Source organism: Serratia sp. 2C06, from assembly GCF_050037615.1.
GTDB classification, from domain to species: Bacteria; Pseudomonadota; Gammaproteobacteria; order Enterobacterales; family Enterobacteriaceae; genus Serratia; species Serratia ureilytica.
Genome location: NZ_CP188299.1, coordinates 4,173,807 through 4,195,583, shown reverse-complemented (window position 1 = coordinate 4,195,583; position 21,777 = coordinate 4,173,807). Strand labels below are relative to the sequence as shown.

The 21,777-nt window shown below is 59.9% G+C and carries 25 protein-coding genes; 9 read left to right on the top strand and 16 right to left on the bottom strand.

The features are described from left to right. Window positions 1-5: 5 nt before the first annotated feature. The 11 genes from fliP to fliF form a co-directional block, all read right to left on the bottom strand. Entirely contained in the window at window positions 6-767 is a 762-nt protein-coding gene (gene fliP, locus ACP3TA_RS20605) for a flagellar type III secretion system pore protein FliP (protein ID WP_230328353.1), read from the bottom strand. Next, a complete protein-coding gene (gene fliO / locus ACP3TA_RS20600; protein WP_196018389.1) occupies window positions 764-1,168 on the bottom strand; it encodes a flagellar biosynthetic protein FliO in 405 nt (134 codons plus the stop codon). The genes fliP and fliO overlap by 4 nt, the downstream gene beginning before the upstream one ends. Then, the gene (gene fliN, locus ACP3TA_RS20595) at window positions 1,168-1,584 is read right to left on the bottom strand and encodes a flagellar motor switch protein FliN (protein WP_004934799.1); all 417 of its coding nucleotides are present in this window, start codon (window positions 1,582-1,584) and stop codon (window positions 1,168-1,170) included. Before fliN ends, fliO begins: the two co-directional genes overlap by 1 nt. Next, window positions 1,577-2,581 (bottom strand): flagellar motor switch protein FliM, encoded by a 1,005-nt coding sequence (gene fliM / locus ACP3TA_RS20590; protein WP_004934798.1) that lies wholly within the window; start codon window positions 2,579-2,581, stop codon window positions 1,577-1,579. The genes fliN and fliM overlap by 8 nt, the downstream gene beginning before the upstream one ends. 5 nt (window positions 2,582-2,586) lie before the next feature. Then, window positions 2,587-3,072, bottom strand: coding sequence for a flagellar basal body-associated protein FliL (gene fliL, locus ACP3TA_RS20585; RefSeq protein ID WP_033643515.1), 486 nt, complete (start codon window positions 3,070-3,072; stop codon window positions 2,587-2,589). Between the two features lie 165 nt (window positions 3,073-3,237). Further along, complete coding sequence (locus ACP3TA_RS20580; RefSeq protein WP_046687332.1) at window positions 3,238-4,467, bottom strand: flagellar hook-length control protein FliK; 1,230 nt, start codon at window positions 4,465-4,467, stop codon at window positions 3,238-3,240. After that, complete coding sequence (fliJ, locus tag ACP3TA_RS20575) at window positions 4,464-4,910, bottom strand: flagellar export protein FliJ (protein WP_033643513.1); 447 nt, start codon at window positions 4,908-4,910, stop codon at window positions 4,464-4,466. Before fliJ ends, ACP3TA_RS20580 begins: the two co-directional genes overlap by 4 nt. Window positions 4,911-4,930: 20 nt before the next feature. Then, window positions 4,931-6,292, bottom strand: coding sequence for a flagellar protein export ATPase FliI (gene fliI / locus ACP3TA_RS20570; RefSeq protein WP_122003929.1), 1,362 nt, complete (start codon window positions 6,290-6,292; stop codon window positions 4,931-4,933). After that, a complete protein-coding gene (fliH, locus tag ACP3TA_RS20565; protein WP_033643511.1) occupies window positions 6,292-6,996 on the bottom strand; it encodes a flagellar assembly protein FliH in 705 nt (234 codons plus the stop codon). Before fliH ends, fliI begins: the two co-directional genes overlap by 1 nt. Continuing rightward, entirely contained in the window at window positions 6,989-7,981 is a 993-nt protein-coding gene (gene fliG, locus ACP3TA_RS20560) for a flagellar motor switch protein FliG (RefSeq protein WP_004934775.1), read from the bottom strand. The genes fliH and fliG overlap by 8 nt, the downstream gene beginning before the upstream one ends. Further along, window positions 7,978-9,672 (bottom strand): flagellar basal-body MS-ring/collar protein FliF, encoded by a 1,695-nt coding sequence (fliF, locus tag ACP3TA_RS20555; RefSeq protein ID WP_033650870.1) that lies wholly within the window; start codon window positions 9,670-9,672, stop codon window positions 7,978-7,980. The genes fliG and fliF overlap by 4 nt, the downstream gene beginning before the upstream one ends. Before the next feature lie 315 nt (window positions 9,673-9,987). On the opposite strand from fliF, the gene fliE reads away from it, so the two are divergent. Both fliE and ACP3TA_RS20545 read left to right on the top strand, forming a co-directional pair. Beyond that, window positions 9,988-10,302 (top strand): flagellar hook-basal body complex protein FliE, encoded by a 315-nt coding sequence (gene fliE, locus ACP3TA_RS20550; protein WP_206196364.1) that lies wholly within the window; start codon window positions 9,988-9,990, stop codon window positions 10,300-10,302. A 79-nt stretch (window positions 10,303-10,381) separates the two neighbouring features. Then, entirely contained in the window at window positions 10,382-10,582 is a 201-nt protein-coding gene (locus ACP3TA_RS20545; RefSeq protein WP_046687331.1) for a hypothetical protein, read from the top strand. A gap of 168 nt (window positions 10,583-10,750) precedes the next feature. On the opposite strand, the gene ACP3TA_RS20540 is transcribed toward ACP3TA_RS20545, so the two are convergent. Further along, window positions 10,751-11,350, bottom strand: a complete 600-nt coding sequence (locus ACP3TA_RS20540; RefSeq protein ID WP_046687330.1) for an FMN-dependent NADH-azoreductase — start codon at window positions 11,348-11,350, stop codon at window positions 10,751-10,753. A gap of 129 nt (window positions 11,351-11,479) precedes the next feature. Here ACP3TA_RS20540 and ACP3TA_RS20535 point away from each other — a divergent pair, with 129 nt between their 5' ends. Then, window positions 11,480-12,409 carry a LysR family transcriptional regulator gene (locus ACP3TA_RS20535; RefSeq protein WP_046687329.1) on the top strand — a complete coding sequence of 310 codons (930 nt, stop codon included), beginning with the start codon at window positions 11,480-11,482 and terminating at the stop codon, window positions 12,407-12,409. Window positions 12,410-12,885: 476 nt separating this feature from the next. On the opposite strand, the gene ACP3TA_RS20530 is transcribed toward ACP3TA_RS20535, so the two are convergent. From ACP3TA_RS20530 to fliD, 4 genes are all read right to left on the bottom strand, one after another. Next, the gene (locus ACP3TA_RS20530) at window positions 12,886-13,746 is read right to left on the bottom strand and encodes a helix-turn-helix transcriptional regulator (RefSeq protein WP_033643505.1); all 861 of its coding nucleotides are present in this window, start codon (window positions 13,744-13,746) and stop codon (window positions 12,886-12,888) included. Between the two features lie 308 nt (window positions 13,747-14,054). After that, on the bottom strand, window positions 14,055-14,423 hold the full coding sequence (fliT, locus tag ACP3TA_RS20525) for a flagella biosynthesis regulatory protein FliT (protein ID WP_033643504.1): 369 nt from the start codon (window positions 14,421-14,423) through the stop codon (window positions 14,055-14,057). Then, window positions 14,423-14,833 (bottom strand): flagellar export chaperone FliS, encoded by a 411-nt coding sequence (fliS, locus tag ACP3TA_RS20520; RefSeq protein ID WP_004934758.1) that lies wholly within the window; start codon window positions 14,831-14,833, stop codon window positions 14,423-14,425. The genes fliT and fliS overlap by 1 nt, the downstream gene beginning before the upstream one ends. A 26-nt stretch (window positions 14,834-14,859) precedes the next feature. Then, window positions 14,860-16,260, bottom strand: coding sequence for a flagellar filament capping protein FliD (fliD, locus tag ACP3TA_RS20515; protein WP_033643503.1), 1,401 nt, complete (start codon window positions 16,258-16,260; stop codon window positions 14,860-14,862). A gap of 281 nt (window positions 16,261-16,541) precedes the next feature. Here fliD and ACP3TA_RS20510 point away from each other — a divergent pair, with 281 nt between their 5' ends. The 6 genes from ACP3TA_RS20510 to tcyL all read left to right on the top strand — a co-directional run bounded on the left by ACP3TA_RS20510 (window position 16,542) and on the right by tcyL (window position 21,775). Continuing rightward, window positions 16,542-17,609 (top strand): flagellin FliC, encoded by a 1,068-nt coding sequence (locus tag ACP3TA_RS20510; protein ID WP_033643502.1) that lies wholly within the window; start codon window positions 16,542-16,544, stop codon window positions 17,607-17,609. A 182-nt stretch (window positions 17,610-17,791) separates the two neighbouring features. Next, entirely contained in the window at window positions 17,792-18,514 is a 723-nt protein-coding gene (locus ACP3TA_RS20505) for an RNA polymerase sigma factor FliA (protein WP_004934752.1), read from the top strand. A 56-nt stretch (window positions 18,515-18,570) separates the two neighbouring features. Next, on the top strand, window positions 18,571-19,080 hold the full coding sequence (fliZ, locus tag ACP3TA_RS20500; RefSeq protein WP_033643501.1) for a flagella biosynthesis regulatory protein FliZ: 510 nt from the start codon (window positions 18,571-18,573) through the stop codon (window positions 19,078-19,080). Window positions 19,081-19,204: 124 nt separating this feature from the next. Further along, window positions 19,205-20,197, top strand: a complete 993-nt coding sequence (locus ACP3TA_RS20495; protein WP_033643500.1) for a D-cysteine desulfhydrase — start codon at window positions 19,205-19,207, stop codon at window positions 20,195-20,197. 115 nt (window positions 20,198-20,312) lie between these two features. Continuing rightward, window positions 20,313-21,113 carry a cystine ABC transporter substrate-binding protein gene (gene tcyJ, locus ACP3TA_RS20490; RefSeq protein ID WP_033650878.1) on the top strand — a complete coding sequence of 267 codons (801 nt, stop codon included), beginning with the start codon at window positions 20,313-20,315 and terminating at the stop codon, window positions 21,111-21,113. Next, the gene (gene tcyL, locus ACP3TA_RS20485; protein ID WP_033643498.1) at window positions 21,113-21,775 is read left to right on the top strand and encodes a cystine ABC transporter permease; all 663 of its coding nucleotides are present in this window, start codon (window positions 21,113-21,115) and stop codon (window positions 21,773-21,775) included. Before tcyJ ends, tcyL begins: the two co-directional genes overlap by 1 nt. Window positions 21,776-21,777: the final 2 nt, after the last annotated feature.

Genomic DNA, 21,777 nt, shown 5'->3' with positions numbered 1-21,777 from the left:
AGGGGTTACGAATAGAAGCTCTGCGCCAGCGAGCCGAGCAGCAGCTGCCAGCCATCGACCAGCACGAACAGCATCAGCTTGAACGGCAGCGAGATGGTGGCGGGCGGCACCATCATCATCCCCAGCGCCATCAGCACGCTGGCGACCACCAGGTCGATGATCAAGAACGGAATGAACACCGTAAAGCCGATCTGGAAGGCGGTTTTCAGTTCGCTGGTGACGTAGGCGGGCAGCAGGATGCGCATCGGCACCGCTTCCGGGCCGGCCAGCGGCGGCTGATTGGCCAGTCTGGCGTACAGCGCGAGATCGGTTTCGCGCGTTTGCCGCAGCATGAATTCGCGCAGCGGCTGCGCGCCTTTATCCAGCGCGACTTCCAGCCCGATTTTGTCCTGGCTGAACGGCAGATAGGCATCCTGATAAACCTTGTCGAACACCGGCGACATGATGAAGAAGGTCAGGAACAGCGCCAGCCCCAGCATCACCTGGTTCGGCGGCGCCGACGGTGTGCCCAGCGCGTTGCGCAGCAGGCCGAGCACGATGATGATGCGGGTGAAGCTGGTCATCATCAGCAGCATGGCCGGCAGGAAGGTCAGCGAGGTCAACAGCACCAGCGTCTGCACCGGCAGCGACCAGCTCTGGCCGCCGTTGGCCAGCGGCTGGCTGATCAGCCCCGGCAGTTGCGCGAAAGCCGCCGGGCTGATGAACAGCAGGGCGGCAAGGAGCCAAACCGCCGGGCGGCGGACGAGGGTATGAAGAGTCGAGGTCATGCCGATTTTTCCGGGCGTTTCAGAACTTTTTGCATCAGTAGGCGGAAGTCCGCCGGTGTCGCCGCGTCGGCCTCGCCTGCGTCTTTCGGCGGAGCGGGCAGGGTGTGCAGCGGGGTGATCTGCTGGGCGGTGACGCCCAATACCAACAAGGTGTCGTCGACTTCCACCACCACCACGCGCTCGCGCTGCCCGACCTGGCAACTGGCGCGCAGGTTAAGCAGTTTGTTGTTGCGCGCCTGCGGGGCGAAACCCAGCCGACGGAACAGCCAACCGGCCAGCAGGATCAGCAGCAGAATGCCGCCGAGCGCGCTGCTGACCTGCATCAACACCGAACCGGCCGGCAGGGCCGGCGCGGCGGGCGGTTGGGTGCTTTGGACGGTAACGGGCGCCGCGGCGGTCATCAGCGGCTCAGTCGACGCATGCGTTCGGATGGGGTGATGATGTCGGTGATGCGCACGCCGAACTTGTCGGCCACCACCACCACTTCACCTTGCGCGATCAGGTAACCGTTGATCAGGATATCCAGCGGTTCGCCGGCCAGGCCGTCCAGCGCTACCACCGAGCCTTGCGACAGGCGCAGCAGCTCTTTGATGGTCATCTTGGTGCGCCCCAGTTCCACGGTCAGCTTGACCGGAATATCCAGGATCAGGTCGATATCCTGCAGGCTGCCGAGCGCATCCTGAGCTTCCAGCGACTTGAACACCCCTTCGGTGCTCGCGCCGGATTTCTCTGAAGACTGCTGCTCGTTAAACGCATCAGCCCACAGATCGTCTACGGATTCCTTTCCTTCGCCAGACGGTTGCTTAGGATCACTCATTGGGCTGTTCCTCACTCAGAGCATTCAAAATAGGGTTAATCAAATGTTCAACACGCAGGGCGTATTGCCCGTTTAACGTGCCGTATTGGCTGGTCAGAACCGGTACGCCGTCCACATGGGCGATCAGGCGTTCCGGCTTGTCTATCGGTAATACATCGCCCGGTTGCAGCTTCAGGACTTTCGACAGCCGCATCGGGATATCGACGAAGTTGGCGATCAGCTCCAGTTCGGAGTGCTGCACCTGCTTCACCAGCGTTTCGCGCCAGTGGCTGTCTTCCTGCCGCGAATTTTCCAGCGGCGGGTTGGTCAACAGTTCGCGCAGCGGTTCGATCATCGCGAATGGAATGCAGATGTTGAACTCGCCGGTCAGCGCGCCGATCTCCACCTGGAACGGCGTGGTGACCACGATGTCGTTCGGCGAGGTGGTGATGTTGGTGAACTTCACCTGCATTTCGGCGCGCACGTACTCCACGTCGATCTTGTAGATGGCGCTCCAGGCGTCGCCGTAGGCGTCCAGCGCCAGGCGCAGCATGCGCTTGATCACCCGCTGTTCGGTCGGGGTGAACTCGCGGCCTTCGACCTTGGTCGGGAAGCGGCCGTCGCCGCCGAACAGGTTATCGACGGCGATGAACACCAGGCTCGGCGCGAACACGAACAGGGCAGTGCCGCGCAGCGGATTCAGGTGCACCAGGTTCAGGTTGGTCGGCACCGGCAGGTTGCGGGCGAACTCGTGATACGGCTGAATTTTGATCGGGCCGACGGTAATGTCCGGGCTGCGGCGCAGCAGGTTGAACAACCCCATGCGGAACTGCCGGGCAAAACGTTCGTTGATGATTTCCAGCGCGTGCAGTCGCTCGCGCACCACGCGGCGCTGGGTGTTCGGATCGTAAGGCTTGACCTCGCTCTCTTTGCCGACCACCGCTTCGGGTTCATCACCCGCGCTGTCGCCGTTGAGCAAGGCGTCGATCTCTGCCTGTGAAAGAATGCTATCGCCCATAGTGATTACCGCAGTATGAAGGCGGTGAACAGCACGTCGCTGACCACCTGCTTCGGTTGTCCCTTAACCAGCGGCGGGCTGAGCACGTCCTTAATCTGCGCCACCAGCTGTTGCTTCCCTTGTTCATTGGCCAACTGACTCGCTTCCTGACGGGAAAGCAGCATCAGCAAGCGGCTGCGCACCTCCGGCAGAAAATCGTTAAGCTGACGGCGGGTACTTTCGTCCGGCAGGCGCAGCGTGAGGCCGATATACAGCACGCGATCCGGGTTGTTGTCCGGCGTCACCAGGTTGACGGTAAAGGTGTCGAGCGGCATGAACACCGGCGCGGCCGGCGGTTGCTGTTTGACGGCGGCCGGTTCGGCGCCGTTTTTATGTTGTTGCAGCAGCCACCAGCTGTAGCCCGCGGCGCCACAGGCGACGACGCTGATCAATACCAGCAGGATGACCAGAAGGGGGCGTTTCGGTGCTGCCGGAAGGGAGTTCTGAGACATAGCCAAATCTAATTCCTGTTGTTCCACCCGCGGCCTGCGTGGCGGCGGGCATAGCGCGCGGCAAAGCCGCACGCATGACATGTAAAGGTATTATCGCGTCTATCGCGGCGTGCAATAGCCTGAATAGACGCGCAAATGGGTGCCAGCTTGGGCGTTTGCGGCGGCTCAGGCGAAAATATCGACGCCGTTGACCGCGCTGGCCATGCGCTGCAACGCCACCGGCGCGCTGACGCCGTCGGCGGCCGCAGCCTCGCCGCCAGCGTGTTCAGCATAGCTGGAACGCCCCTGGCCATTGGAAGCCTGCTGCTGCGCCTGTTGCCATTGCGGGGTGGACTCGCCGCCCACGCTGCTCTGCCCCAGGTTGATGCCGCTCTCGGCCAGCGCGTGACGCAGCTGCGGCATCGCCGCTTCCACCGCCGCGCGCACCTGACCGTGGGCGGAGGCAATGTGCAATTGCGCCTGCTGATCGTCCAGTTTCAACGTGATCTGCAAGGCGCCCAGCTCCTGCGGGTGCAGGCGCAGCTCGGCGCTTTGCTGGCCGTTGCGGTGGAACATCAGCACCTGTTGGTTCAACGCCTGCTGCCATTCCGGGCTGCCCAGCTGCGCGTTTAACTGCGGCGCGGGCGGCGCCGTCACCAGCGCGCCGGCCGGGGCGGCCGTTTGCGTGGGGCTGGCGGCGGCCAGGGCGACGGCGTGATTGAGCGTCGTCGGCTGCTGCGTATCGCTCGCCGGCAGCGGTTGAGCGGCACTGGCGCGCTCGCCACTGGTCGGCTGCGGGAGCGCCGCCGTGGCGCTATCGCCGTCCGGGGCCGGGGCTTTAGCGTTTGTCACCGTCGTGGCGGCTGACGCCGACGAGCGCGCGGCGGTGTTATCACCGGCCGCCGCGATGTTCAGCAGGCCGTTGCCGGGCTGCAGCGCAGTCGCATCGTCAGCGTTTTCCACCGGCAGCGGCCGCTGGCCGTCGGCCGGTTGAGTCTGGGCGACGATCGCGGCCGGCAGCATGGCGTACAGCGCCTGCAGCGTCGCGGCATCCAGCTCTTTGGCCGCGGCGATCGGCGGCTGCGCCGGTTTATCGCCGGCGACGGGCGCATCGGCCTCGGGGCGTTCAGATGAAAGCGCATCGGCTGAGATTGCCGGGTTCTGCAGCAGACCGCCGCGCTCGCCGAAGGCGGCCAGCAGTTGATTGAGCTGGTTGCGGCTCAGGGCCGGGGCGCGTTCATCGTCCGCGCTCAGCGTGACCGGCGGCTGTTTGCCATCGGCGGCGGGCGCGAAACGCGCGCCGAGCAACTGGGCGAATGCCGTCGACAGTTGACTCTCATCCAGCGCCGACGTCAGTTCAGCCAGGCCGCCGGCATCGCCGGGTAAGGCCAGGCCGGGCAGGGCGTTCAGATTCATGGGTTGATATTCCTTTGTGCACTGCGTTGAGCGAACTCATCCATCAGTTTTTGATCCCGTTTATTCTCCTGCTGCTGCTCCGCATTTAAGGCGCGGGTATGCAGGGTCTCGAAAGCGTTCAACCGCTGTTGTTTGTCTTGCCATTGCTTCACCGCATGATCCACTTTCTGCCCCCACTGCAGCAGCTGCTGGCGGTGCTGGTCGATGGCCTGTTCCAGCGTGCCGATAAACTGCTGGTAGTTTTGCCAGCGTGAGCTGTCCATGCCGTCGCAGAGCGTATGATTCAGCTTCTGGCGGTATTCGTCCTGATAGTTGAGCAGCATCGACAGCTGTTGCTCCGCCGCCTGCTGCGCCTGCCGAACCTGGCCCAGCTGTTGCGCGGCTTGTTCCACCGCGTCCTGCGCCAGATCGCGCAGGGTAATCAGGGGTGACTGTGATTTCATCGCTCTGCGCCTCTGTGACGTTAAACAATCAACTGCTGCAGCTGTTGACAGGCTTCATCATAGCCGCTGCGTTCAAAGATGCCCTGTTGCAGGTACGCCTCCATTTGCGGGTACAGCGTCATCGCTTTGTCCAGCAACGGATCGCTGCCGGCCGCGTAGGCGCCGACGCTGATCAGATCGCGGTTGCGCTGATAGCTGGCCAGCAGCTGTTTGAAGGTGCGAACCCGGCGATAATGCTCCTCGTCGATCAGCGACGTCATGGCGCGGCTGATTGACGCTTCGATGTCGATAGCCGGGTAGTGGCCGGCCTCCGCCAGGCGTCGGGACAGCACCACGTGGCCATCGAGGATGGCGCGCGCCGAGTCGGCGATCGGGTCTTGCTGATCGTCCCCCTCGGTCAACACGGTGTAGAAGGCGGTGATGGAACCGCCGCCGCTGATGCCGTTGCCCGCGCGTTCCACCAGCGCAGGCAGTTTGGCGAAGACCGAAGGCGGATAACCTTTGGTCGCCGGCGGTTCGCCGATAGCCAGGGCTATCTCACGCTGCGCCATGGCGTAGCGGGTGAGGGAATCCATGATCAGCAACACGTGCTGCCCGCGATCGCGGAAATCCTCGGCGATGCGGGTGGCGTAGGCCGCCCCCTGCATGCGCAGCAGCGGCGATACGTCCGCCGGCGCGGCGATCACCACCGAGCGCGCCCGGCCTTCGGCGCCGAGAATGTTCTCGATAAAGTCTTTGACCTCGCGGCCACGCTCGCCGATCAGGCCAACGACGATCACATCCGCCTGGGTGTAACGGGCCATCATGCCGAGCAGCACGCTCTTGCCGACGCCGGAACCGGCGAACAGGCCCATGCGCTGGCCGCGACCGACGGTCAGCAGACCGTTGATGGTGCGCACTCCCACGTCCAGCACCTGCTCGATCGGCGTGCGCTGCAATGGGTTGAACGGCGCGGTGATCAGCGGCGCGCGGTAACCGGTTTCCGGCGACGGCAGGCCGTCTAGCGGTTTGGCGCTGCCGTCCAGCACGCGCCCCAGCAGCGCCGGGCCGAGCGGCAACTGCTTGCCGGCGCTTTGGCCTTCCGGCGCGATGCGGGCGTAAACCCGCGCGCCCGGCACGATGCCTTCCACTTCTTCCAGCGGCATCAGGAACAGCCGCTGGCCGTTGAAGCCGACCACTTCGCTTTCCACTTCCTGCACTTCACCGGCGTCGTGCCGTTCGATGAGGCAGGTCGCCCCGAGCGGCAGCTGCAGCCCGGTGGCCTCCAGCACCAGCCCGGTGGCGCGGGTCAGGCGGCCGTAGCGGCGCACCGTCGGCGCGCGGGCGATGCGTTTTTCCAACGTATCCAGAGAGCTCAGCCAGCGGCCGAGACGCGCGGTCATCAGACTTCTCCCGGTGCCGCCAGGCGACACAGTTCATGCCAGCGCGTCGCCAGACTGGCGTCGAGATCGCCTTCTTCGGCGCTGACCTTGCAGCCGCCCGGGTGCAGTTCGCCGTCCGCCAGCAGGCGCCAGCCGTGCAGGCTGAGGGTAACCCCCAGTTGCTGCTCGACGCGGGGGTAGTCGTCCGGGTGGACCCGCAGCTGCGGTTTGCCGTTGAACATCGGCTCCTGCTGGATCAGCTGTTGGATCTGCGCGAGCAGGGCGGTGCCGTCGCACACCGGCGGCTGGCCCAGCACCTGTTTGGCGGCGGTCAACGCCAGCTGCATCAGCCGGGAAGCGATCACGCTGTCGAGCGCGTCCAACGTGTGCTGGAATTCGGTGACCAACTGCTGCCAGTGGGCGGTCAGCGGCTGTTGCTGCTGCTGCGCTTCCAGCAGCCCTTGCTGACGGCCTTCTTCCAGACCGGACTGAAAACCGGCCTCATAGCCTTTTTGCTGGCCGTCGGCATAGCCCAATTGCTGGCCCTGTTGCTCGGCCTGCAGCCGCAGCGTCGCCAACTGCTGTTGCAATTCGGCCTGCGCGTCCGGCGACGGATCGCTGTGTTCGAGATCCGGCAGCGGCGGCAGTTCGAACGCCGGTTTCTGTTCGCCCAAATCGTTGAGCGACCAGGGCTGCCAGGGCAGGGTGTTAATGCGATCAGACATAGGTGTCCTCGCCGCCGCCGATGATCATTTCGCCGGTTTCCGCCAGGCGTCTCACCACCAACAGGATGGCTTTCTGCTCGTTCTCCACCTGCGACATGCGCACCGGGCCACGGTTGGCCAGATCGTCGCGCAGGATGTCGGCGGCGCGTTGCGACATGTTCTTGAGGAACTTCTCGCGCAGCGGCTGTTCGGCGCCTTTCAGCGCGATCAGCAGCGACTCGCCTTCCACTTCTTGCAGCAGGCGCTGGATGCTGCGATCGTCGACTTCCACCAGGTTTTCGAACAGGAACATCTCGTCGATGATCTTCTGCGCCAGCTCGCCGTCGTATTCGCGCATCGCGTCGATGACCGCTTCTTCCTGCTGGGTTTTCATCAGGTTGATGATCTCGGCGGCGGTGCGCACCCCGCCCATTTTGCTGCGTTTGAGGTTCTGGCCGTCGAGCAGGTTGTTCAGCACCTCGGTCAGCTCCGCCAACGCCGCCGGCTGCACGCCGCCGAAGGTGGCGATACGCAGCATCACGTCGTTGCGCAGGCGTTCGTCGAACAGGGCCAGAATATCCGCCGCCTGGCCGCGTTTGAGGTGCACCAGAATGGTGGCGATGATCTGCGGGTGTTCGTCGCGGATCAGGTCGGCGGCGCTCTGCGGCTCCATAAAGTTGAGCGTTTCCATGCCGGTGGTGGTCTCGCGCGATTCGAGAATGTCTTCCAACAGGCTGGCGGCGCGCTCTTCGCCCAGCGCCTTGACCAGCACCGAACGCAGATAGTCGCTGGCGTTGACGCTCAGCGCCGCGTATTGCTCGGCGTCGTCTTCAAACTCGGTCAGTATTTCGCCGAGCTGTTTGTGCGACACCTGGCTCATGCCGGCCATGGTGCCGCTCAGCAGCTGTACTTCGCGCGAGGAGAGGTGCTTGAACACCTCCGCCGCGCGATCTTCACCCAGCGTCATCAGCAAGATGGCGCTTTTGTCGGTTCCGGTCAGGCTCATATCTCGTTACTCATCCATTGGCGGATTACCAGAGCGACCACGCGCGGGTCTTTGTCAGCCAGATCGCGGATCCGCTGGCTCTGGACTTCTGCGCTGACGCGCTGCTGCGATTTACGACGCTGCGCCAGCTCCTCGTTGCTCGGTTTGCTGCTGTCGACCGCTTTGGCGGCAGGCGCGTTGGCGGCGGCGATGGCGGCCTGTTGCGCCGCCTGGCGCTGTTGCAGCTGCGGCCGCACCAGTTTGCGCCACAGCAGCCAGGCAACCAGCAGCACCAGCAGATAGCGGCCCGCGTCGATCAGGCGATCGATAAACGACTGGCTTTGCCAGAACGGCAGTTCGCCACCGGTCACCTGAGCGTCGGTAAACGGCGTGTTGACCACGTTCAGGGTATCGCCACGGCTGCTGGAGTAGCCCATCGCTTCACGCACCAGCGCTTCGATCTGCGCCAGCTGTTCTTTGCTCATCGGTTGCGGTTTGCCGTCTTTATCCGCGCCGAGGTAGTTGACCACCACGGCGACCGACAGACGCTGCACGGTGCCGGCTTTTTGCTGGGTATGGCGGATGGTGCGATCGAGCTCGTAGTTGGTGGTCGCGTCGCGACGGGTATTTTGCGGCACGCCGCTGGCCGCCGCGCTGCGGGTGGTCGCGGCGTTTTGCGCGGTGGCGTTGGCGTTATTGCCCGCCGCCGGCTTGGCGGTTTCAATCGGCGCCGTAGGCGGAGCGCTCGGTTGGTTGGACAGCGCGCCCGGCACACCGCCGACCTGCGGCCCGCCGATCTGCTCGCTCAGGCTGGTTTGCTGTGAGCGGATGGCGGCTTTATCCGGCTGCTGGTTAGGTTGGTACTGTTCATCGGTTTGTTCGCGCGTGGCGAAGTCGATCTGCGCCGTGACCTGCGCACGCACGTTGGCACTGCCGACCACCGGGGCGAGGATCGCTTCGATGCGGCGCTGGAAGCCGTTTTCGACTTCGTTGGCGTATTTCAGCTGCGAAGCATTGAGATCGCGCCCGGTCCCGTCGGACTGGGTCAGCAGGCGGCCGGCCTGATCGACCACGGTCACGTTGCCCGGCGGCAGACCGGCGACGCTGCTCGACACCATATAAACGATGGCGTTGATCTGGCCGTCGTCCAGCGCACGGCCGGGTTGCAGGGTCAGCGTTACCGAGGCGGAAGGGGATTTTTGTTCGCGCACGAACAGCGAAGGTTTAGGCAGCGCCAGGTGAACGCGGGCGTTTTGCACCGGCCCCAACGACTCGATAGTGCGCGACAGCTCGCCCTCGAGGGCGCGCTGATAGTTAATCTGCTCGCTGAACTGGCTGATGCCGAATTTTTCCTGATCCAGCAGTTCGAAGCCGACGGCGCCGCCTTTCGGCAGCCCCTGCTGCGCGAGGCGCAAACGGGTTTCATGCACCTTTTCCGCCGGGATCAGCAGCGCTGCGCCATTCTCGGCGAAGCGATAAGGGATATTCATCTGCGTCAGCTGGGTGACGATGGCGCCACCGTCGCGGTCGTTCAGATTGCTGTACAGCACGCGGTAGTCGGGGCTTTTCACCCACAACAGCAGTGCGACGACGATCGCGATCGCGGCGGAAGCGGCGACCAGCAACGGAATTTTCGGGTTGGCGCGCAGACGGTTCCAGATGGCCTGCAGGCCGTTGTCGCGGCTTTCGCCGGCGGTTATCGAAGCACTCATTTTAGGTCTCGTCCTTCAATGGCGCTCACGATCCCGTACGGGCCGCTGAGCAGCTCCCTGCCAGGCTGATGAACGGTATGGTTAGCGTTGTGTGACAAAACAGACTCCCTGATACACATATCTTCTAAATAGCGGCGCTCCCATTTCTGGGCAGGCCATTATTCGCCTTATCAGACAATTCCGATTGCCCGATAAGCCGGGTTTTTTGCAGTTAATTAACCGCTTTAGGTCCGAAAACGCTGTGCTAGGGTGTGCATCATTGGAGAAGTACAGGGTGAAAACGTCACCCGGCGAGACGAGAGGATTGAGGACCAGATGGCGATTCAGGGCATTGAAGGGGTACTGCAGCAGATGCAGACCATGGCGGTTCAGGCCGGCAAGATGGGGCAAAATGCGGCGCCGCAGGGCGTCAGCTTCGCCAGCGAACTGACCGCGGCGCTCGGCAAGATCAGCGACACTCAGCAGACGGCGCGCAAACAGGCGCAGGACTTTGAGCTGGGCGTGCCGGACATCAGCCTGAACGATGTGATGGTCGATCTGCAGAAATCGTCGGTGTCTTTGCAACTGGGCGTCCAGGTGCGCAACAAGCTGGTGGCGGCCTACCAGGACATCATGAATATGCCGGTGTGATGAACGTACCGTCCATTTTTCAGTGAAATTTGGCTCGGCGCCGTTAGCCTATGGCGATGGTTATAGGAGGGATAGGATAATGTGTAAATCGCTGTGCCTTGCTCTGGCCATGATGGCGTTGTCTGGATGCGCCGGCCAGAATGATGACTATCCATCGGCGCAAAAAACGGCGCCTCATCAGGATGCCGGCAAAGAGTGGAAGGCGTTTGTCGCGCCGCTGTCGGTGAAGACACAGTCGCCCGGCGAGCGTGAAATGAAACGCGCCGCCCGGCAATACTGAAGCCGTGACGCCAGTCGATGGACAAAAAAAGCCAGCTATCGAAATAGCTGGCTGAAGGTGCGATAAAACATTTATGTGATGTAGGAGCGCCGACGCACGTTCGAGGTGCGTCAACGCGAACATCATATTTGTTATATTATAACAAATCAATGCTGCCGTGCGTTTGCCTCAGCCTGCTAACGCCACGATGCGCTGGTGGGCGCTTGCCAGCCCCTGGTCGCGGCCGTGCGGCTTCATGTCCAGCCCTTCGGCATAGATGAATTGCACGTCGCTGATCCCCATCAGCCCCAGCACCGAGCGCAGGTAGGGCGTTACGGCGTCGGTCGGATGCCCGGCGTGCATACCGCCGCGTGAACTGAAGACCACCGCATTGACGCCTTCCACCAGCCCCACCGGGTAGGTGGCGGTATAGTTGAAAGTCATCCGGGCGCGGGCCACCAGATCGAACCAGTTTTTCAGCTGAGTTGGCACGTTGAGGTTGTACATCGGCGCCCCGATCAGTAACAGGTCGCTCTCTTTCAGTTCGGCAATCAGTTGATCGGAGAGCGCCACCGTGGCTTTGGCGCGCGGGCTGACATTTTCCGCGCCGCGCAGCGCGCTGAACAGCTCGCCGTCCAACACCGGCAGATCCAGCGCCGTCAGATCGTGTTCGACGATCCGATCGTCGTATCCTTTCGCTTTGCGCGCCGCCAGATAGCGGTCAATCAGGTTATTGGTCTGCGAGTCATTTCCCATAATGCTGGATTTGAGAGCCAGTATTTTTTTCATGCTGTTGTCCTCTGACGGTAATCTGTGGTTTTCACCGGGGACTCCGGAATGACTGCAGGTTATCATTGCTTAAGGTTCACCAGTGGTGATAGGTTTTCACCTAATTGATTCCATATTGGCAACATTAAGATGAAAAGCGATCTGAGTGCGCTGCCGGCCTTTGTTGCCGTAGCGGAAGGCGGCAGTTTCGCCGCCGCCGCAGAGAAACTGCATCTGACGCGTTCTGCGGTCAGCAAAATCGTGTCGCGTCTGGAGGCGCGGCTGGGCGTGATGCTGTTTATGCGCACGACGCGCAGCCTGAGCCTGACGGACGAAGGCGCGCTGTACTATGAACACTGTCGACAGGCGTTGGCGAACGTTCAGGCGGCGGAAAACCAGCTCGACAGCGGCAAGATGCAGGTCAGCGGCCGGCTCAGAGTCTCGGTGCCGGTGCTGTTCGGCCACCTGTGCATTGCGCCCTTGTTGACGGCGCTGGCGAATGAGCATCCGTTACTGACGCTGGAAATCTCATTCAGCGACCGCAGGATCGATCTCGTCGACGAGGGATTCGATCTGGCAGTGCGCATCGGCGAACTGGCGGACAGCGGCAGTTTGGTTGCCCGACGTCTGGGCGAACATGGCATGCTCCTGTGCGCGTCGCCCGACTACGTGCGGCGCTGCGGCGAGCCGAGCACGGTGGAAGCGTTAAGCCGGCATCAGGCGGTGGGGTATCTGCACGCCGGCGCCGTGCTGCCGTGGCAGCTGCGTGGCGAAAACGGTGAGCTGCAATCGTTCAGCCCCCCGGCCAAGATGATGATGGATGATATGCAGGGGATCGTCGATGCGATATCCGCCGGCGCCGGCATTGCCTGGCTGCCGGAGTGGCTGGTGCGCGAGCGGCTGATGGCGGGGACGTTGGTGGAGATCATGCGCGGTGAGTCCAACCTCAGTTTCCCGGTCAACGTGGTGTGGCCCTATATGCCTTACCAGCCGCTCAAGGTGCGGCTGGCGGTGGACAAACTGGTGGCTGAGCTGCCCGCAAAATTGGCGCTTGTGCCGCCGCCGTTATCGCAGCGGTAATCACCGCGTCGCAACCGACAGGAAATGGGGGCAATGTCCCGAATAGAGGGGCGAACATTGTGCTGTCAGGCTTATTGAATGTGCCGGTGAGCGTTTATTATGGCCTTATTAGTAGGGTTATTATTCGAGGCAGGTCAATGAGCAGTAAAAGCGAATCCAGATGGCGCCTGATCAGTATTTTAATGCTGGCGGTGTTAGTCACGTTAATTGGCGTGTTGGTCAAACTGGATTGAAGTCTGACCAGGCGATAAAAAACCTGGCCGTTTTATTGTGCGGCCAGTAAACGCATCATGTCTTCTTCATACAGTAAGGCTAGCAGCCACAGCCCCAACAACATTATTGCCAGAGAAAATAATCGCTTTTCATTGCGCATCGTTTAATTCGCTTTCGGCGGATGGACGTGGCTTAGCGTATCTCAGCGTTGTTACAACCGTTAGGGACTTGTGTTAAATAAAGCCATTTTGTTGCGCGTCTATTTATGTTTCTCCGGCGACCATCGCCTCAACGCCCTGAGAGCCGGGTTCCATAATCCTTTGGTGGCCGCGAATGGCGGTAGGCGCGAAACCGAAGCGTTTGCGAAAACGTTCGGCGAAACGCGACGCGCTTTCATAACCCACATGCTGCGCGATGGCGGAAATCGGCCAGTCGGTCGATTGCAGCAGGGCCAGTGCGCTGCTCATCCGGACGTCGATCATCAGGTTGCGCAACGCGGTGTTTTCCATCGACAGTTTGCGGCGCAACATCACCTCACTCATCGACAGGCTCTCCGCGACTTTGGCCGCCGTCCAAATGCTGTGCGGATCGGTCGCGAGGCAGCGACGCACCCGCTGCGTCAGATCCTTGGCTTCGTTGTGAATAAAGCGAATGCCGAATTGGGCCAGCCACAGCAGAATTTCCAGCATTTTGTGCCGCACGATGATGGTGGGAAAGCGTTGCCGCAGCGTCAGCGCCAGGCCGGTGGTTTCAAAACTGTGCTTTAGGGCGCAGGGCAGGTTGCGCAGCGCCAGGACGGCATCGAACGGCATCGCCGCCGGCGTTTCCTCGGCCGGAGGCTGGACGGTGAGCAACAGGGGATCGCAGGTCAGCAGTTGGCAACTGAATACGCCGTCTTCGGACGGGCCGTTAATAATGTCCACCGTTTGCCCGCCGTCGATAATCAACAGCTCGCCGGGATGAGCGACCACTTCGTGTTGTTGCCAGCGTACGCGCTTATGGCCTTGTTGTATCAGATACAGATGTGGTTGCTCAAAATAGACTGAAGGGAATAATAATTCAGTATACTGAATGATGTGCGCTGAGGCGCCAATTCCAGGACAGAGATTAATTGTACGTTCCATCGATATTCATTTCGCAGCCATTATCTGGGAATATCTTTACGCTTTGATCCGCGCTGGAGCAACATTTTTCCATGGGCCGTGAAACACAGCGGCGAGTTTTATCTATCAAAAATCAATTTCCTGATGAACAGAAAACGTCCGTGTCGGGATGATGTTTATCCATTAAAGTGAGAGCCAGGCTCGAAGCGCGCATTTTACCAATTACCCATAAACTGAATAATTCAAATGCCATAGATTAATATCCTAACGTAACCCGAGGGTAATAGCGCATAGTGCTATTTAATCCATTTTCGTCAGTATTGTCGATCTTATCGGACCTGTGGCTCTCCCAGCAGCAGCGCGCGGTCATGAAACTGGCCGTAGGTGTTGTTGACCACGTTTTGGCGCGTCGACTGTTCAATAAGCGTTTTCAGCTCATCCATCCGTTGCTGCAACAGACGTTTGAGCTCGGTTTCGTTGTCGAGGATCTGTTGCAGCTTATTGCGCAACATCTCCTGCAACGCCATGGACGGGCCGGCTTGCCCGGTAAAGGCGGCGGTTTTTTCCACCGCCGTCACGTAGGCGAATTCAAGCTCGACGAGCTCTTCCCAGCGCCCGGTTTGCGCCAGCGCGATCATCTGGCTGCTCAGGGTGTAAATTTGTTGATAAGCGGCTAACAGCTGCTGTTGACGTTCCATTACACGGCGTCCTGCGAAGGTTGGTAGTTGGGGCCGATCTGGCGCCAGGCGTCGGCGATGTTTTCCAGCAGTTTGACCACCTCGGCAATCGCCGCTTCGTCGTTGTGCAGATTGGCCTGCATCAGGCGACGCTTCATATAGTCGTATAACGCCGCCAGGTTTTCGGCGATCTCGCCGCCCTGCTGAGGATCGAGGCCGCTTTTCAGGCCGTTGTCGATGATGTTGATGGCTTTGGAGAGCGCCATGCCTTTGCCGGCGATATCGCCCTGGTTCATCAGGATGCGTGCGCGAAGCAGGGCGCTGAGCGCCCCGTCGAACAACATCACGATTAACTGGTGCGGGCTGGCGCTCATGGCGCCGCTTTCCAGACTGACCTGTGCATAGGCCTGAGTGCCGCTACGGTTATACATGCTGTTTTCTTTGCCTTGTTAAAGGGTTACTTGAACTGTTGAGCCAAATAGTTACTGGTGCCGTTCATTTTCGACATCATGGTATCCAGCTGAACGAACTGTTGTTTATAACGATCGATGGTGTTTTGAATGCTGGCCGTGACCGTGGTGATCTGGCTGTTCAGGCGATCGAGGTTAGTGTTGATGCTTTTGGTCGAGTTCTCGATGATGCCGCCGGATTTGATGTAGCTCTGGATCTCGTTGTGGATCTCGGTGGCCATGCCGGTGTCTTTGCCGTTACCGACGAAGAAGTTGCTGACCTGATCCGGCTTCTCATCCATCGCTTTCTTCAGCTTGGCGCTGTCGATTTCCAACTTGCCGGTTTTGGTGTTGGTGGAAATGCCGAGGTTGCCCAGGCCTTTCAACTCCGGGTTGTCCTGGGCGGCGCTCAGCGCGCTTTTGATCGACGACTGAATGCCGCGCAGGGTGTTGTCGCCCAGCAGCGGGCCGTTGGTTGGGTTTGGCGCTTCGCCGGTTTTCACCGGGGTGAACTTGGACAGCGAGTTGAAGGTGTCCAGCAGCGAGTTATAGCTGTCGACCCACTCTTTGATCTTGTCGGTGGTGCCGGCGGTGTTGGTGCTGATCACCAGGTGTTGCGGTTCATCGGTTTTGGTTTTGGTTTTCAGATCGATGGTGACGCCCTGCAGGGCATCGCTGATCGAGTTGGTGCTGCGTTTGATGGCCGTGCCGTTCACCATCAGCTCCGCGTCCTGCGGCGCGACCGTCTGCTTCATGGCGGTGGTGGTGCCGCGGGTGGCGTTGTAGTTCAGGATATCGCCCAGTTTGTCGTCATTGTCGACCTGGAGGGAGATCTTGTTGTTTTCGCCGGTGGTGGAAGAGCTGATCGCCAGCTGGTAGTCGTTGTCGCCGACGCGCATGATGCTGGCGGTGACGCCGGCCTTGGCGCCGTTGATGGCGTCGCGCATCTCAACCAGCGAGGTTTGATCGTCGCTGAGCGGGATTTTGGTTTCTTTCGGCGGGTTGCCGGCGGTGATGGTCAGAGAGCGGTTGGTGATGCCTTCTTTACCTAATTTTTCGCCCTGGTCGCTGACTTTCGCCTGAGTGGTCAGGGTTTGCGCCTGCGCCAGGTTCTTCACTTCCACCACATAGTTGCCCGGCACCGCCTTGGCGTTGGTGGTGATCTTGAAGGCGTCATGTTCGGTGGCGGTGGTGGCCTTGAAGAAGTCCTCTTTCGCCATCTCTTTGCTGAGGTTGTCGAATTTTTCCAACGCGCCCTTTAGCGTGCCGTAACCGGTCAACTGGGCTTTATAGCTGGATTGTTTGGTGGTGTAAGGGGTCAGGCGCTGTTGTTCCGCTTTAGTCAGCTTGTCCAGCAGGCCATTGAGGTCGAGTCCTGAGCCGAGACCTAATGAACTGATCGTTGCCATGGGTAATTCTCCTTGATTATGACTTTATTCGCTTTACGCGTTATCGGCCCAGTGATGAAAAAGTTTACCGAAAAAAACAAAAAACCGATGGCGCAATAGAAGAGGGAAAAACCGCGTTATTTCCGCCATTGCGGCGGACGCAAAAAAAATTAAAAAAATTCTAAAGGTTGTTAGGGGAGGGCCGATACCTGAGGGGACGGTGGTTGACGCCGTGGGCAAACAAGCCCGAACCTTTTAACTGTGTTGCGAAGAACGCAACTGACTCGTAAGGAAAGCAAACAATGGCACAAGTAATCAACACTAACAGCCTGTCTCTGATGGCGCAGAACAACCTGAACAAATCTCAGTCTTCTCTGGGCACTGCGATTGAGCGTCTGTCTTCCGGTCTGCGTATCAACAGCGCGAAAGACGATGCTGCGGGTCAGGCGATCTCCAACCGTTTCACCGCTAACATCAAAGGCCTGACTCAGGCTTCCCGTAACGCCAACGACGGTATCTCTCTGGCGCAGACCACTGAAGGCGCACTGAACGAAGTTAACGACAACCTGCAGAACATCCGTCGTCTGACCGTACAGGCGCAGAACGGTTCTAACTCCACCAGCGACCTGAAATCCATCCAGGACGAAATCACTCAGCGCATGTCGGAAATCAACCGTATCTCCGAGCAGACTGACTTCAACGGCGTGAAAGTGCTGAGCAGCGATCAGAAACTGACTATCCAGGTTGGCGCTAACGACGGTGAAACCATCGATATCGACCTGCAGAAGATCGATTCTGGCAAACTGGGTCTGACTGGTTTCGATGTAACCGAAAAAGGCACCAAAATTGGCTCTGCAATTGCCGATAAAGCCATGGTTAAAGATGACACCGGTAAAGATGTTGCTTTCGACCTGGCTGAATCTTCCAAAACTGGTGGCGCTTTAGAGAAAGCGACTCTGGTTTCCGGTAAAGACAAAGACGGTAAAGAAGGTTACTACATTCAGACTACTGATGCAGCGACTGGCGCAAAAACCTACGCTACTGCGAAAATCGACGACAAAGGCGTTGTAACCAAGGGTGCTGACGTTACTGACGTTAAAGATCCACTGGCAACCCTGGACAAAGCGCTGGCACAGGTTGACGGCCTGCGTTCTTCTCTGGGTGCGGTACAGAACCGTTTCGATTCTGTTATCAACAACCTGAACAGCACCGTGAACAACCTGTCCGCTTCTCAGTCCCGTATTCAGGATGCTGACTACGCGACCGAAGTGTCCAATATGAGCCGTGCCAACATCCTGCAACAGGCTGGCACCTCTGTTCTGGCACAGGCTAACCAGTCTACTCAGAACGTTCTGTCCCTGCTGCGTTAATCGTCTCTCCCGATTAACTGTCGCAAAGAAACCCCGCTTCGGCGGGGTTTTTTTATGCTCGCGCACCGCGCGGTTATTACATGGCGCAAATAAAGCCCGTTTTGTGCGACTGTTCAGCCGATTGGCATTTCGCCCCCTACGCATAATAGCGCTGACTCTCTTATCCGCAGGTTTAAGACATAGTGAGCGATCTGTATACCGCCGAAGGCGTGATGGACAAAAATTCTCTCTGGCTGCGCTACGTCCCGTTAGTGCGCCACGAGGCGCTGCGCCTGCAGGTCAGGTTGCCCGCCAGCGTGGAGCTTGACGACTTGCTGCAGGCCGGGGGAATCGGGTTATTGAACGCCGTTGAGCGTTATGACGCCCTACAGGGAACCGCCTTTACCACCTATGCGGTGCAGCGCATTCGCGGCGCGATGCTCGACGAGCTACGCAGCCGCGACTGGGTGCCGCGCAGCGTGCGGCGCCACGCGCGCGAGGTCGCGCAGGTGATGCGGCAACTGGAACAGCGTTATGGCCGGCCGGCGAGCGAGACGGAAGTGGCGCAGACGCTGAATATTTCGCTGGATGAGTACCGTCAAATTCTGTTGGACACCAATAACAGCCAGCTTTTCTCTTACGACGAATGGCGCGAGGAGCATGGCGAAAACGCGGAACCGATGCTGGAAGGGCATGAAGAGGCCAACCCACTGCATCACCTGTTGGAAGGCAGCCTGCGCCAGCGAGTGATCGACGCCATCGAGGCGTTGCCGGAGCGCGAAAAAATGGTGCTGACGCTGTATTACCAGGAAGAGTTGAATCTCAAAGAGATCGGCGCCGTGCTGGACGTCGGGGAATCCCGCGTCAGTCAACTGCACAGTCAGGCGATCAAACGGCTGCGTGCGCGGCTGGCGAACGATACCTGACGGCGGGCTGCCGCCCCCTCAACTCGATGACTCATGCGACAATCGGACTGCCCCTTATGCCAGGAATACTGTTGAAGAAACGGCCGCTTAGCCGTTACCTGAAAGATTACAAGCACAGCCAGACCCATTGCTCCCAGTGCGGTAAATTGTTGGACCGCATGGCGCTGGTGTTTCGCGGCAAGATAATCAATAAAGAAGCCATCGCGCGCATGGACCAGCCGATCGACGATGCGGTCTGGCAAAACGTGCAGCATGAGCTGACCGCGCTGTGCCGCTTTTGCAGCGAGATTTCCTGCAACAGCCACCCGAGCTATTTCGACATCATGGCGTTCAAGCAGTATCTGTTCGAACAGACCGAGATGAGCCACAGCACCATTCGCGAGTACGTGGTGCGGCTGCGCCGGCTGGACGAAATGCTGGTGGCGCGTAATTACCCGGCGGACAAGTTCGCCAACTGCGCCAGCCATCAGCGCATTATCGACGATCTGCCTACCGCAGCGCACAACAACTACCGCATTGCGCTGCGCAAATACGATCAGTATCTCGCCTGGCAGCGCAGCTACTGAGATTTTCCCCGGCCGCTGGGCCGGGGTCTGCGGATCCCCCCGTGATAAAGGATGATTATTCAGTTCACATCTGCTAAATCTATCGGTTATCAGATGTTGATACTCGATTCCCTGGGGGGAAGTAGTGAACCTGCAACAACAACTGGCGCAATTTCCGCGTCTGGATCTGGTTGGCGTCGCCACGCCGCTGGAAAAACTGTCCCGTCTCTCCGATTATCTCGGCCGTGAAATCTACCTTAAACGTGACGATGTCACCCCTATGGCCCTGGGCGGCAACAAGCTGAGAAAGCTTGAGTTTCTGGCTGCCGATGCGCTGAGGCAAGGCGCAGATACGCTGGTTACCGCCGGCGCCATTCAATCCAATCACGTGCGCCAGACGGCGGCGGTGGCGGCGAAACTGGGCCTGCACTGTGTCGCGCTGCTGGAAAACCCTATCGATACCCGCGCGGAAAACTACCTGACCAACGGCAACCGCCTGTTGCTCGGCTTGTTCAACGCCGAAGTGGTGATGTGCGAAGCGCTGCACGATCCGCAGCAGCAGCTGGCGGAGCTGGCGACGCGCCTCGAGGCGCAGGGCTTCCGGCCTTACGTGGTGCCGGTGGGCGGCTCCAATGCGCTGGGCGCGCTGGGATACGTGCAGTGCGCATTGGAAATCGCCGAACAGAGCCAACGCAGCAACGTGGCGTTCAGTTCGGTGGTGGTGGCGTCCGGCAGCGCAGGCACCCACGCCGGGCTGGCGGTGGGGCTGCAACAGCTGCTGCCTGAAACCGAGTTGATCGGCGTGACGGTCTCGCGCACCGTGATCGATCAATTGCCGAAGGTGGAACAAATCCAGAAAGCCCTGGCCTGTTCGCTGAATATCGACGAACTGGCGCCGATCGCGCTGTGGGACGATTACTTCGCGCCGCAGTACGGCATGCCGAATGAAGAAGGCATGGCGGCGGTGCAGCTGCTGGCGCAGCAAGAGGGGGTATTGCTGGATCCGGTATATACCGGCAAAGCGATGGCCGGTTTGATCGACGGCATCGCCCAGCGGCGTTTCCGCGACGAAGGGCCCATCCTGTTCGTTCACACCGGCGGTGCGCCGGCGCTGTTCGCCTACCATCCGCAGGTGTAAATGCCGCTTGTTATTCCATTTTGAACTATATTTATAAAGTTATATTCCTTTATGCGGGCGGTCGCACTGTTAAAGTGCTGATATCAAAAAAGATAAATAACACACAGGGGTGTTTATGATGTTTGCGAAAGTTCGTCGTCAATGGTTGTTGGGCGTGGTGGGTATTGCGTTGGCCGCCGGTGTGACGACGCAAACCTACGCCGCCGATAACCTGCTGCAGCAGGTGAAACAGCGCGGCACGCTGATCGTTGGGCTGGAAGGCACCTATCCGCCGTTCAGCTTCCAGGGTGAAGACGGCAAATTGACCGGTTTCGAAGTGGATTTCGCCAACGCGCTGGCGCAACATCTGGGCGTGAAAGCCAAGCTGAACCCGACCAAGTGGGACGGCATGCTGGCGTCGCTGGAGTCAAAACGCATCGACGTGGTGATCAACCAGGTGACAATCTCCGATGAGCGCAAGAAGAAATATGACTTCTCCACCCCTTACACCGTTTCCGGCATTCAGGCGCTGGTGAAAAAGGGCAACGAAGGCACGATCACCAAGCCGGAAGACCTGAAGGGCAAGAAGGTCGGCGTTGGCCTGGGCACCAACTATGAGCAATGGCTGCGTGCGAACGTGCAGGGTGTAGACGTGCGCACTTACGACGATGATCCGACCAAGTATCAGGATCTGCGCGTCGGCCGTATCAACGCCATTCTGGTGGACCGTCTGGCGGCGCTGGATCTGGTGAAGAAAACCGGCGATACGCTGGCGGTGGCCGGCCCGGCATTCTCCCGCCAGGAGTCCGGCGTGGCGCTGCGCAAGAATAACCCAGAGCTGCTGGCCGCGATTGACCAGGCGATCGCCGAGATGCAAAAAGACGGCACGCTGGCGAAGATCTCCGAGAAATGGTTTGGCGCGGACGTAACTAAATAATGCACGAAAGTATTCAACTGGCGCTGGATTCAGCGCCATTTTTATTGAAAGGCGCAATACTGACGCTCCAGCTTAGCCTGGGCGGCATGGCGTTCGGCCTGTTGCTCGGTTTTCTGCTGGCGCTGATGCGCCTTTCGCCGCTTTGGCCGCTGTCGTGGCTGTCGCGCATTTACGTATCACTGTTCCGCGGCACGCCGCTGATCGCCCAGCTGTTTATGATCTATTACGGTCTGCCGCAGTTCGGCGTTGAATTCGATCCCTTCCCGGCGGCGCTGATTGGCCTGTCGCTCAATACCGCCGCTTACACCTCAGAAACGCTGCGCGCGGCGATTTCGTCGATCGATAAAGGGCAGTGGGAAGCCGCCGCCAGCATCGGCATGACCCGTTGGCAAACCCTGCGCCGGGTGATCTTGCCGCAGGCGGCGCGCACCGCCTTGCCGCCGTTGGGCAACAGTTTTATCGGCCTGGTGAAAGACACTTCGCTGGCCGCCACCATTCAGGTGCCGGAACTGTTCCGCCAGGCGCAGCTCATCACCTCGCGCACGCTGGAAGTGTTCACCATGTACCTGGCGGCATCGCTGATTTACTGGGTGATGGCAACCCTGCTTTCCGCACTGCAAAACCGTCTGGAAGCCCACGTTAATCGCCAGGATCAGGAGTAGCG